The organism is Ruegeria sp. HKCCD6604, from assembly GCF_013110635.1.
Taxonomy (GTDB): domain Bacteria; phylum Pseudomonadota; class Alphaproteobacteria; order Rhodobacterales; family Rhodobacteraceae; genus Ruegeria.
In genome coordinates, this window is sequence record NZ_WVQW01000002.1 from 333875 (window position 1) to 346050 (window position 12176).

The 12176-nt window shown below is 60.4% G+C and carries 13 protein-coding genes; 6 read left to right on the top strand and 7 right to left on the bottom strand.

The features are described 5' to 3' along the window. Positions 1–19: 19 nt before the first annotated feature. On the bottom strand, positions 20–1075 hold the full coding sequence (mutY, locus tag GS614_RS09705; RefSeq protein WP_171119928.1) for an A/G-specific adenine glycosylase: 1056 nt from the start codon (positions 1073–1075) through the stop codon (positions 20–22). Positions 1076–1156: 81 nt separating this feature from the next. Here mutY and GS614_RS09710 point away from each other — a divergent pair, with 81 nt between their 5' ends. After that, on the top strand, positions 1157–1663 hold the full coding sequence (locus tag GS614_RS09710; protein ID WP_171230586.1) for a DUF721 domain-containing protein: 507 nt from the start codon (positions 1157–1159) through the stop codon (positions 1661–1663). Between the two features lie 13 nt (positions 1664–1676). Continuing rightward, on the top strand, positions 1677–2339 hold the full coding sequence (locus tag GS614_RS09715) for a DsbA family protein (RefSeq protein ID WP_171119927.1): 663 nt from the start codon (positions 1677–1679) through the stop codon (positions 2337–2339). A gap of 39 nt (positions 2340–2378) precedes the next feature. Here GS614_RS09715 and lpxK read toward each other — a convergent pair whose 3' ends face one another. The 5 genes from lpxK to GS614_RS09740 form a co-directional block, all read right to left on the bottom strand. After that, entirely contained in the window at positions 2379–3380 is a 1002-nt protein-coding gene (gene lpxK, locus GS614_RS09720) for a tetraacyldisaccharide 4'-kinase (RefSeq protein ID WP_171119926.1), read from the bottom strand. Beyond that, complete coding sequence (locus GS614_RS09725; RefSeq protein WP_171172275.1) at positions 3367–4605, bottom strand: 3-deoxy-D-manno-octulosonic acid transferase; 1239 nt, start codon at positions 4603–4605, stop codon at positions 3367–3369. Before GS614_RS09725 ends, lpxK begins: the two co-directional genes overlap by 14 nt. Continuing rightward, on the bottom strand, positions 4602–5402 hold the full coding sequence (locus tag GS614_RS09730) for a 3'(2'),5'-bisphosphate nucleotidase CysQ (RefSeq protein WP_171172273.1): 801 nt from the start codon (positions 5400–5402) through the stop codon (positions 4602–4604). Before GS614_RS09730 ends, GS614_RS09725 begins: the two co-directional genes overlap by 4 nt. Further along, entirely contained in the window at positions 5389–6735 is a 1347-nt protein-coding gene (locus GS614_RS09735; RefSeq protein ID WP_171726129.1) for a TldD/PmbA family protein, read from the bottom strand. The genes GS614_RS09730 and GS614_RS09735 overlap by 14 nt, the downstream gene beginning before the upstream one ends. Positions 6736–6907: 172 nt before the next feature. Next, on the bottom strand, positions 6908–8422 hold the full coding sequence (locus GS614_RS09740) for a DUF2125 domain-containing protein (RefSeq protein ID WP_171205317.1): 1515 nt from the start codon (positions 8420–8422) through the stop codon (positions 6908–6910). 140 nt (positions 8423–8562) lie between these two features. Here GS614_RS09740 and GS614_RS09745 point away from each other — a divergent pair, with 140 nt between their 5' ends. From GS614_RS09745 to GS614_RS09755, 3 genes are read left to right on the top strand one after another with little or no spacing between them, the layout of a single operon-like run. Beyond that, the gene (locus GS614_RS09745) at positions 8563–9306 is read left to right on the top strand and encodes an SDR family oxidoreductase (protein WP_171172269.1); all 744 of its coding nucleotides are present in this window, start codon (positions 8563–8565) and stop codon (positions 9304–9306) included. Further along, positions 9303–9911, top strand: coding sequence for an enoyl-CoA hydratase/isomerase family protein (locus GS614_RS09750; RefSeq protein WP_171726130.1), 609 nt, complete (start codon positions 9303–9305; stop codon positions 9909–9911). The genes GS614_RS09745 and GS614_RS09750 overlap by 4 nt, the downstream gene beginning before the upstream one ends. Further along, positions 9908–10645, top strand: a complete 738-nt coding sequence (locus tag GS614_RS09755; protein ID WP_171726131.1) for a VOC family protein — start codon at positions 9908–9910, stop codon at positions 10643–10645. The genes GS614_RS09750 and GS614_RS09755 overlap by 4 nt, the downstream gene beginning before the upstream one ends. Here the strand turns inward: GS614_RS09755 and GS614_RS09760 are convergent, their stop codons facing one another. Then, positions 10646–10942 carry an HNH endonuclease gene (locus GS614_RS09760; protein ID WP_171726132.1) on the bottom strand — a complete coding sequence of 99 codons (297 nt, stop codon included), beginning with the start codon at positions 10940–10942 and terminating at the stop codon, positions 10646–10648. Positions 10943–10990: 48 nt separating this feature from the next. Between GS614_RS09760 and GS614_RS09765 the strand changes: the two genes are divergently transcribed. Then, positions 10991–12175 (top strand): TIGR03862 family flavoprotein, encoded by a 1185-nt coding sequence (locus GS614_RS09765; RefSeq protein WP_171233752.1) that lies wholly within the window; start codon positions 10991–10993, stop codon positions 12173–12175. The last annotated feature ends 1 nt before the right edge of the window (position 12176 follow it).

Below are 12176 nucleotides of genomic sequence, written 5' to 3' on the forward strand. Positions count from 1 at the left end.
GAAGACTTACACAACGGACTTATTGTCCTCGCCAAAGATCATAGGCCTTGCGCATCACGGTTGGTAGGTCGCCGGGCCTGAAGCTGTGCTTGTCTACAACTGTCAGATGTTCGGGTATGTCGTGATCGGCGGCATCCGTGGTCCAGATCCGCAAAATCAGGTGGAAATGCGTAAATGTATGGCGCACTTCGCCCGACAACATCTTCCAATTCGCGGGGAACGGAGGCCGTTCGGCCGGGGCATCGTTCCACTCTGATCCGGGCCAGCCCAGCATTCCGCCCAACAAACCTTTGTCAGGCCGGCGTTCCAGCACCATGGCCCCGTCTGCGCTTTGCGCAACATACACGTGCCCATACCGCGTGGGTTTGGGCTTTTTGGGTGTTTTTCGTGGCAGGTCGGCCTGGGTGCCTGCGACGCGGCTCTGACAGGGGTGACGCAGGGGGCAAATGCCACATGTCGGCGACTTCGGCGTGCAGATGGTTGCCCCCAAATCCATGACCGCCTGCGCGTAATCGCCGGGACGTATGGCCGGGGTCAGGGCCGACGCCTTTTCCTTCAGCAGGGGTTTGGACCCGGGTAGCGGATCGTGAATGTCATGGAGCCGGGCCATGACCCGCTCGACGTTTCCGTCCAACACGGTTTCAGGCTGATCAAACGCGATGGCCGAGATCGCAGCGGCGGTATAGGGGCCTATGCCGGGTAGGTTCAGCAGCGCTTCAAAGCTGTCGGGAAACCGGCCATCGTAGTTCTGCGTGACGGCACGGGCGCATTTCAAAAGATTGCGGGCGCGGGCGTAATAGCCAAGCCCGGCCCATTCCCCCATGACCTGCTCGTCCGGTGCGGCGGCCAGAGCCTGAACCGTAGGCCAGCGGGTGGTGAAGCGCAGGAAATAGTCGCGAACGGCGGCAACTGTTGTTTGCTGCAACATCACTTCGGACAGCCAGACCCGATAGGGATCGGGGCGCATCCCGGCGGCGCGATCTGCCGGACCGATGCGCCATGGCATTTCGCGGGCGTGCCGGTCGTACCATTCCAGCAACGCATCACTGACGGTGAATTCAGCAGAGTCACGCAAGTTTTATTCAACTCCCGGTCGGGTTTCGCTGGCACATGGTGGCCTGCCCAGTACAATAGAGGTGTAGGAGCAGGAAACCAGATGCAACGCAGACGTTCTTCGACCCGCGGGTTCAAACGCACCGCATCCTTGCTGAACGATCAGATCCGGCGCGCCGGGGAAAGCCGGGGTTTTGCCGTGTCACGGCTTTTGACCCACTGGGCCGAGATTGTCGGCCAGGAAACCGCCGCCATCGCGCGGCCGGTCAAAGTGGGTTATGGCAAGGGCGGATTTGGTGCCACCCTAACTGTGTTAACGACCGGGCCACAGGCTCCGATGCTGGAAATGCAGAAGGAACAGCTGCGCGGCAAGGTAAACGCGGTCTATGGCTATAACGCCATCAGCCGTGTCCGTATCACCCAGACCGCTCCGACCGGATTTGCCGAGGGGCAGGCCAGTTTCGACCACAAGCCGAAGCAAGCCAAACCCCAGATTGCGCCTGACATTGCCGCCGAGGCTGACAAAATGTCACGCGATGTACATGATGAAGATTTGCGCGCGGCTCTTGAACGTCTCGGGCGCAACGTTTTATCCAAACAGAAACGCTGAGAAAGGGCTGAAAATGAGCCGTATTGCAACCGTAATCTGTGCGGCCGTCGCCGTGGCCGCTGGCGGCTATTGGCTGACAGGGTCGAACACCAATGTCACCATTCCACTGGTCAGTGCCGCCGAAGCGCAGGAGGCAGACCTGGATACTTCGACGATCGTCGAGATGGTGTTGGGCGCCGAGGATGCACCTGTCGAAATCATCGAATATGCGTCCTATACCTGCCCGCATTGCGCGAGTTTCCATCAGGGCGCCTTCAAACAACTCAAGAAAGACTTCATCGACACCGGCAAGGTCAAGTTTACCTATCGTGAGGTGTATTTTGACCGCTACGGCCTTTGGGCATCGATGGTTGCACGCTGCGCTGGCCCCGAAAAGTTCTTCGGTATCACAGACCTGATCTATGAAGGGCAGGCAGAATGGACACGCGCAGGTGGTCCGGCCGAGATCGTGGACGAGCTGCGCAAGATCGGTCGTTTGGCCGGCATCGATGGCGATCAGCTCGAGGCTTGCCTGCAAGACGGTACCAAGGCGCGGACATTGGCTGCGTGGTATCAGGAAAACGCCGAACGCGATGGTATCCAGGCGACGCCATCATTTGTGGTGAACGGCAAGAAGGTCGACAACCAGTCCTACGCTGACTTCAAAAAGCTGATCGAAGACGAACTGGGTGGCTAAACACCCTTTTCCGGTTGGCCCTGTCTGGGCCGACCGGGCCTATTGTGGTGCAGGTGCTGCCTTCAGCAGCATGTCGCGGACCTTGTCGGTTTCGCCGACCCGCAGACGCACCGGCAGAGTGATCACTTTGCTCCGAAAAGCCGGGGGCAGACGTACGGCATCTTTCTCGGTCGTTATCATCTGAGCACCCAGTTGGCGCGCCTCGTTTTCCAGACGGGCCATCAGTGCCTGAGTCAGAGGCTGGTGATCGTCCAGGGCTTCGGCGCGGACCAGGTCTACGCCCAGCTGCCGCAGGGTTTTGAAGAACTTTTCGGGGTGGCCGATACCAGCAAATGCCAAAGCGCGTGTGCCGGTCCAGTCCATGCCGGTTTGCAGGGGCTCGATTGCTCCGGTGACATGGGGAACGGACAACTTGTCGCCCCACTGAGCAGTGAAAGCCATTTGAGCGGCCTCATCGCCCAGAGACAACACAAGGTCGGCCCGTTTCAACCCGATGTCGACCGGTTCCCGCAGTGGCCCGGCAGGCAGGCACAAACCGTTTCCGAACCCGCGTTGAGCATCGACAACAATGATCGAGAAATCCTTGGCCACTGAGGGGTTTTGAAACCCGTCATCCAGCACGATTACCGTGGCGCCCGCCGCTGCGGCGGCCCGTGCGCCCGCCGCTCTGTCCTTTGCAACCCAGACTTCGGCAAACATCGCCAGAAGCAGCGGCTCGTCTCCTACTTCGGCAGCCGTGTGCCGGGCCGGATCAACCTGCACCGGCCCGTCCAAAGAGCCTCCGTGCCCCCGCGTGACGACATGTGGTTCGTGCCAGGCGCCTCGAAGCTGTTCAAGGGTCCAGATCACCGTTGGTGTTTTACCGGTTCCACCAGCATTAAGGTTGCCGATACAGATCACGGGCACACCCGGCTTTTCGCCGGATTCCGAGGCGATCCTACGGGCGGTTGCCGCTGCATATAGGCGCCCCAACGGTGCCAGCATACGCGCCCTCAGATCCGGTTGATCCGGAGTCGTGTTCCAGAATTCAGGTGCCCGCATGATCCGCACCCCGCTGATCCAGAATATCCTGCACCATTTCGATCAGGGCGTCAGCCTGCGGTGCGCCTTCGGTCAACAACTGCCATCCAGCCAAAGCCATGCCGGCAGCTTGATCCGGTGCCAGAAGCTGCACAACGGCGTCACCCAGTTCGGTTGCCGTCTTAACCTCTTTGGCGGCGTTCACCTGTTGCAGGCTGGAATAGAATTCCTGATGACGCTGCACATATGGTCCGAACATGATCGCAGACCCCAGCGCGATTGCTTCGGACGGGTCCTGACCGCCCGCGCCGCGTTCCAGCGAGCTGCCCATGAAGGTCACTGGTGCCATGCGATGCCACAGGCCCAGGTTTTCGGGGTCCGATGTCAGGACGACCTGAGTGGTGTCTTCAATCATGTCCCCTTCATCCCAGTTGATGCAGCGCAGGTCCATCGATTCCAGCCGCCGTCTCAGCGGCGAGACTTCCGGCTCGTTTGCCACGTGCAACACCAGAACCAGCCGATGCAGCATCCGCAGCGCCTGACGGTGGGCTGTCAGAACCGAGATGAATTCCTTGTCCTGAACCCATGCTGCCAGCCAAACCGGACGCCCGGCAAGTGTATGAGTGGTCTCGATAAGTTCGTCTTCTGGCCAGGGCCGGGGGTTGGGGCTGATCCGCAAAGGCGGTGATTCCGCAACTTTTCCGGATTGGATTCCGAGGCGGCGGATCTGTCGAGCCGTCTCGGCGGATGGCGTGAGAATCTTGCGGAAACAGTCAAAGGTCACCCGCGTGATGTCCGGCAACCAACGGGCGTTCCGGGACAGTGTGACGCTGAATTGGGCGTCGAACAGGACCAGCGGGATCGCCTGTTCGTCAGCGCGCGTGACAATGTTGGGCATCAGATCGCCACCGACCCACAACCCCATGTTCGGACGCCAGTATTCGATAAACTCGCGGGCGGCGCCACTCTGTTCCTGTGGCAGGTTGATCAAAGGGAACCTGCTGTCCGGCCAGTTGGACAGATCCTCATCCGGGGGGGCTGTCAGCAGGAAATTCAGCTTGGCCCTGACCTGCGACAGCCGACGGCAGAAGTCGGTCACAGCCCGCAGCCGATCCGGTGTGGCAACATGGATCCATAGCAACTCACCTTCGGGGCGCGGCGGGTTGGATTGCGGCGCAACCCCGTTGCGCAACCCCCATGACAACACCCTGTAGGCGGCCAGGCTGAGTGAGCGCGGTTTGCTCATGTTCCGATTCCCGGCCCGGCCGGATCCAGCAGTGCCGACAGTTGCTGATGAATCGAGGCGCTGGCGGCGATCACGCCGTTCAACCTGGGATGCATATTGTTGAAGATCAGCCGTTGACCCGTACGGTCGGAACAGACGCCGCCGGCTTCTCGGATGATCAGGTCGCCGGCGGCAATGTCCCATTCCCAACTGGGGCGCAGGGTCAGCATGCCATCGAACCGCCCCTGCGCGACCAAAGCCATGCGATAGGCAAGTGACGGACGATAGGCGCGTTCGAAATCTGGCGCCTGCGCGTCGCGCCAGTGCCGAGTGTCAAGATTTGGCTTGGCGGCCAGAATTTCTGATTGCAAAAGCTCTGCGGTATCCGAGGTCGTGATCGTCTTACCATTGAGAGTGGCGCCCTGACCCTGTGCCGCCGTGTACAGCAAATCCCGCATCGGCAGGTAAATGACCGCCGCCGTCACCACGCCGTTATCGGCGACGGCTATGGAATGCGCCCAGGTGCGCGCGCCTTCTGCAAAGCTCCGGGTGCCGTCGATCGGGTCGATGATGAAAGTGCTGTTACGGTCCAGCCGGTCGGTGGAATCCTCGGATTCCTCACTGAGCCAGCCATAGCCCGGTCGCGCCGAACACAACCGCTCCTCCAGCATCGTGTTCACGGCAAGATCCGCCTCGGTCACTGGGCCGGCGCCATCGGGTTTGTCCCAGCGCTGTGCTTGCGTGCCGGAATAGCGCGTGGCGATCTTGCCGGCCTCCAGCGCCGCCTCGATCAGCAGGGGCAGATCAGTTGCCGGCAAGTGTCATTCCTTCGATCAGAAGCGACGGAACCACGCGCGACAGGTATGGGCGGGCATCGTTCGCCGGGATGATCCGGCGCAGCATGTCCCGCAGATTGCCCGCGATGGTGCATTCATTGACCGGATGCGTGATCTCGCCATTCTCGACCCAGAAGCCCGATGCACCCCTTGAATAGTCACCGGTATTGGGGTTGATCGTCGATCCGATCATGGACGTGACCAGCAACCCGGTACCCATATCGCGCAGCAGGTCGGCGCGGCTTTGGTCACCTTGTGTCAGGCTCAGGTTCCAGTTGCTGGGCGATGGCGGGCCCGAGACCCCACGAGCGGCATTTCCCGTGGACGCCATATCCAGTTTTCGCCCGCTCGACAGGTCCAGCGTCCAGCCGGTCAGAGCGCCGTTTTCCACGATTGCCCGGCGTTGTGTCGGCAGACCCTCGGCATCAAAGGGACGCGAGCCCGAAATGCGCGGGCGGTGTGGGTCTTCGATCAGGGACAGGTACGCAGGCAGAACGTCCTGCCCCAAACAATCCTTGAGCCAGGATGCGCCCCGTGCGATCGCTGCGCCATTGCTGGCGGCCAGAAGGTGGCCGATGAGCGAGGACGAGATCCGTTCGTCGAAGAGCACCGGAAAACTTCCTGTCTCAGGTTTGCGCGCACCAACCTGTTGCACGGCGCGTTCGCCTGCTGTGCGCCCGATTTCTTCCGCGCTGCGCAGGTCGGATTGGAACGTCCGGCTGTCGCCGTCATAGTCCCGTTCCATCCCGGTGCCTTCGCCCGAGATCGCAACACAGGAAACCGACCGGCTGCTGCGCGCGTACCCGCCGGTGAACCCGTTTGTCGCGGCCAGATGCACATGGTGGGTTCCGTAACTTGCGGCCGCATCCGACACCTGGGTAACGCCGGCGACGGCCAGTGCTGCGGCCTCGGCCGTCAGAGCATCCTGCATCAGGGCTTCGGCAGACGGGGCTGGGGCGGGGTCTGACAATTCCAGTGACTCTATGTTCCAGTCTGTGACCAGCTGGTCCTTGTCAGCCAGCCCGGAAAACGGATCTTCGGGGGCCTCTCTGGCCATTGCGACAGCTCGTTCCGCCATGGCGCGCAGGGTTTCAGGGCGGCTGTCGGAACTGGACACAATGGCGGATCGTTTGCCCAGAAACACCCGCAATCCCAAATCAGTCCCTTCCGAGCGTTCGGCATGTTCCAGCGCGCCGCCCCGCACTTCGACGGAAACAGAGGATCCGTCGATAACGATGGCATCCGCCGCGTCCGCGCCTGCCTTGCGGGCCACGTCAAGCAAGTGATGGCTGATTTCTTCTGGTGAGCAGGTCATGAGGCCTCCGGGTTGATTGCCAAGGACCTAGCCTTGGACCGCCCGTCTCGCAAGACCTGTGACCAGATTGTGCGTTGAGGATCGCGGTGAACCCGTGCCGTTTCAGAGGTTTGGGCAGGGGTTGGCAGGACAGAGAAAGGGCCGCATGTTGCGCGGCCCTTTCCGTTGATTGTCACTTGATACGTTGACCATTCGCTAGGATCTGGCCGTCTTCGGTGAACTCGATCTTCGAGTTCAGTGTGTCAGGTTCTTCGCCCGGAACTGCCATCAGACCCATCATCATGCGGGCGCCCAGCGCGTCTTCGTCCGAGATGATTCCCATTCCGATCAGGGTGTCGATCAACTGGTTGGCGCCAACCAGCTGAAGGTTCGCCACGCCGCTTGGGCTGGGCAGGCCATCAAACTCTTCGGTGTTGGTGTTGTCGAAAGCAAAATCACCGTCACCGGTCAGTTTGGCGCCAACTAGCGAAACCAGCAGTTCGTTGATCTTCAGCGAGTGCAGTTCCCCCGGCGCTTCGTCGGATTCGACGTCGATTTCAGGATCGAAGATATTCATCAGCACTTTCGCGGTTCCCGTCGCATCCAGCGCAATCGTCGCCGGATCACGCGGCAGCGCGCCCGCAGGATCGAAAATGCCCCACAATATGTCCGACATGGTGAAATCGGTCAGGTTCAGCCCAAAGCCGAAGGGTTGAACCTCGTCCGATTGCTGGATGGGGAATTCGAAGTTCAGGCCCGCCTTGGCCATCGAAAGTTCGATCGGGAACGGCAGGCCCGCCGTGGTAACGGCCATCTTCGTGCTGTTCTGGTCAATGTCATAGACGATACGCTCTGCATCGATGCTGGCTGCAAAACGCCCGCCTTCGGACGTGCTGTTCATCGAGAACGCCTGACCTTCGCTGGTCCCGCTCAGATCCGTGCTGCCCGCGGCATAGGTGAAGGTGCCGTCAAACGAAAAACCAGCCTTGTAAAAGGCTTCTGGGTCCGAAAAGTCAAAATCCGGCGGGACCACGTTGTTGCCCTCAAATGCCAGTTGATCGAGTTGACCGTTGATCAACCCGCTTTCGCCGCTTTCAGGATCCTGAAAGTTCAGATCATAAGTTAACGTGGCTGCGTTGAACGTCTGGCTGATGTTCCGATTGTCACCGATCTGCATCCGCGAGCTGCCGGACAGATCGCTTGCTTGGACATCGATGCCAAACACATCATTGGGCAGAGCCTCACCATCGACCTCAATCGAATCCAGTTTCACGCCCAGATTGTCAGCCTTGTAGTCATAGGTCATGTCGTCCGGTGTGCCTGACACGACCATTTTCAGTTGGTTGTGGGAATAGGTGACAGTGGCTGCGAAGTTTTCGTCTTCGGCCTGACCGGTGATTTCCATGGGAAAGCTTTCCGGCAGGTCAATGGTAACGGTCCCGTCACCATTTTCGGTCAGTGTCATTTCCGGCATGACCATCTGAAACTGTCCGTCCTCTTCGGGAAGGGCCACTGAAAGTGTCATGTTGGAAATCGTGGTGACGTCGCCCGAGATGCTTTCGTCTCCTGTGACGGTGTAACCCATCGAGGTGAAATAGCTCTGCCAATCGGACCAGACGTCATCGGCCGACAGATCGGCAAACGCCCCTTGGGTGGCAACGGCATAAGCCAGGGCAGCGCCGCAGCTGCGGCGAAGGAAAACGGACATAAGGTAACCCTTCTTGATCAATTTGTGGCGCATGGTCGGTTTTGTGGCGGGTATCGTCAAGGGGGCAAGGGCTGGACCCTTTCCCCGTTTACGCGCTACGGCTGTAGCCGACAGAGATTGCAATGCGTGAGGAAGGGCAAATGCAGGGAAAAACTGTTCTCATAACCGGGGCCAGCCGAGGAATTGGGGCCGAGGCAGGGCGCGTTTTTGCCGCAGCCGGCGCCAATGTCGCATTGGTGGCTCGCAGCAAGGACCAGATTGACGCTCTGGCGGCCGCATTGGGCGATCAGGCCATCGCATTGGCCTGTGACGTCAGCGATTTCGCGCAGGTGGAACAAGCCGTGGCCACATGCGTGGACCGGTTCGGTGGGTTGGATGTTCTGATCGGCAACGCGGGTGTGATCGATCCGATTTTTCATCTCTCGAATGCTGACACCGAGGCGTGGAGCAAGGCCATCGACATCAACCTGAAAGGTATTTTCTACGGGATGCGCGCTGCGTTGCCGGTGATGCGGGCTGCGGGAGGGGGGAGCATTCTGACGATCTCGTCCGGTGCTGCATCGAACCCGGTCGAAGCCTGGAGCCACTATTGCGCCTCGAAGGCCGGGGCCAAGATGCTCACGGAATGTCTGCATATGGAAGAAGCCCATAATGGTATTCGCGCCATGGGCCTGTCACCGGGGACGGTGGCCACCGATATGCAGCGGTCGATCAAGGCCAGCGGCATAAATCCCGTCAGTCAGCTGGACTGGGATGTGCATATCCCTGCGGACTGGCCCGCACGGGCGCTGTTGTGGATGTGCTCGGATGATGCCGATGAGTTTCTTGGCACTGAAATTTCGCTGCGGCTTGAAGACATTCGCAAACGGGCCGGGCTGATATGATCGATTTGACCAAAGAGGACGGCCTGTGGACCGTCACGATCAACAATCCCGGCAAGGCGAACGCCCTGACCGGGGCCATGCTCGCGGAACTGGCCGAGATCGCCGAATCCGCGACAGAGGCCAAGGCGTTGATCCTGACCGGCGCGGGCAAAGTGTTCAGCGCTGGGGCAGATCTGGACGAAGCGCGCGCCGGTCTGGCCAAATCGGATATCTGGGAAAGGCTGTCCGGCGCCATTGCCGCGTTGCCCTGTCTGACCGTTGCCGCACTGAACGGCACTTTGGCAGGCGGGGCCAACGGTATGGCGCTGGCCTGTGATCTGCGCATTGCCGTGCCGTCGGCCAAGTTCTTCTATCCGGTGATGAAGCTAGGGTTTCTGCCACAACCGTCCGACCCCGCGCGGCTGGCGGCTCTGGTCGGACCGGCCAGGGCCAAGTTGATCCTTATGGCGGGTCAGAAAATCACCGCGCAGGAGGCCTATGAGTTTGGCCTGGTGGACCGGATTGTCGATCCCGATCACCTGATGCAAACCGCACGCGATCTGGTGGCCGACAGCGTGAACGCCGACCCCGAGATCGCGGCGGGAATCGCAAGGTTGTGCTCATGAGGCTGTCTGCACTGCGCCTGCGGGTCGCTGACCCGGATCGGCTGGCCGCGTTTTATCGCGACATTCTGGGCATGTCCGTTGGCCCAGCAGACACCGGCCACCGTGTCGGCTATGACGGTGCAGACGCAGATATTTTGTTGCTGCCGGGTGGAGGAGGGTACACCCATGACAAGGGGCAGCGGTACTGGAAGATAGGAATCACTGTGCCGGATGTCGATCTTGCTGAGGCTCATCTGCGCAGGTTCGACGTTCCAGTGAGCACGCCGAACCAGTTTCTGGACATCGGCTACATGTGCCATCTTGCGGATCCCGAAGGATTCGTCATCGAACTGCTGCAACATGATTTCGAAGGCAATCGGCCGCCGCATGCAGCGGACCCCGACGCGCCTTTTGCGAAAGCTCGGATCGGTCAGATTACCCTTCGAACCGGCGATATTGCCGCCGAAGACGCGTTCTGGCGCGCCCGGGGCATGTCGTTGCTGTCGATGCAGGAGGTCGCCCCTTACGGCTTTGACCTGCATTTCTATGCCTTTACCGACGAAACCCCGCCCAATCCTGACCTTTGGGCTGTTGAAAACCGCGAATGGCTGTGGAAACGCGCCTATACGACGTTGGAATTCCAACATGTTGCGGGCGCACAATTCGCTCATGTACCGGACTTTCAGGGTATCGAGATCGAAGGCCTGTCCGAACCTCTCACAGATATTGTCGGCGACCAGATCCTGCCAGGTTGATCAGCGCCCGCGCCGCTTGCCCGGAACTTTCGAACGAAACCCGGGTGGACGTTTGCAGACCCAAGTCAAAAATTTCTCGAGCCTTGGATGCGCACGCAGGGCCTCGACTGTGTTGAAACTGCGTGCCAGTTCGGCTTCGGTCAGGGTGGCGTGCACCTCTTTGTGGCAGATCTGATGCAGCAGAACGGTAGGTCCGCCCTTGCCTCCTTTGAGTTTTGGGATCAGATGATGCAGGCTGCCACCCCCGTCGGGGATCGGGCGGCCGCAAAGCGGGCAGATCGGATCGCTGTTCGTCATGATGATGTGAAACTTGCGCCTGTGACGGGCGAAGGCAAGAGGGTGCGAATGGCGCAGGCAGTGGTGATCGGAGCAGGCCCCGCCGGGTTGATGGCGGCCGAACAGCTGGCCGCAGCCGGGCATTCCGTGTTGGTGGCCGAGGCCAAACCTTCGGTCGCGCGCAAATTCCTGATGGCCGGGAAATCGGGGCTGAACCTGACCAAGGACGAGCCGCTTGATGACCTGATCCGCGCCTATGGTGAAGCGGCAGATTGGTTGCGTCCGATCATGTCTGAATTTGATGCCGAAGCTGTTCAGCACTGGGCGCGTGGGTTGGGGCAGACGTTGTTTGTCGGCTCGACGGGGCGCGTGTTTCCCGAAGCAATGAAGGCCTCGCCCTTGTTGCGGGCCTGGTTGGCACGATTGGACAAGGCCGGGGTCGAGATCAGGACCCGCTGGCGTTGGACTGGCTGGGAAAGTGATGCGCCGGTGTTCGACACTCCGGACGGGCGGCGCAGTGTTTCGACGGATGTCACCGTGCTGGCACTGGGCGGTGCAAGCTGGGCCCGCCTTGGCTCGGACGGTCACTGGGCGCAGATATTGGCCGGAAAAGACGTGGCTTTGGCACCCTTTGAACCCGCGAACTCAGCCATTTCCGTTGATTGGAGCCCATATATGCAGCCCCATTTCGGGGCCGCATTGAAATCGATCCGATGGATGGCAGGCGATTTGGAGAGCCGAGGAGAGGCTGCGATTTCCAGAACCGGTCTGGAAGGCGGAGGGCTGTATACGCTGACACCGGCCTTGCGCGCGGGGCAGCCATTGTTTGCTGATCTGACGCCTGATCTGGACCAACAGGCTCTGCTGGCGCGGTTGTCCGCGAAACGGTCGAAAACAACACTGTCCCAGTGGATGAGAAAATCGCTGAACCTGTCTGCTCAGAAAATCACCCTGTTTCATGAAATGGCAAAACGCGGCGGCCACTCTCAACCCGTGCAAGTGAGCATATTGAAAAAGCTGCCTATCCGGCATGCCGGCCTTCGCCCGATGGAAGAAGCCATTTCGACCGCAGGTGGTATCAAACGGACAGCGCTGGATGACGGGCTGATGCTGACAGCCCTGCCGGGTGTGTTCTGCGCTGGGGAAATGCTGGATTGGGAGGCCCCGACCGGGGGCTATCTGCTTACGGCTTGCCTGGCGACCGGGCGCTGGGCCGGTCGGTCTGCCGCCGACTGGCTGGAAAAGGCTGAGTGAC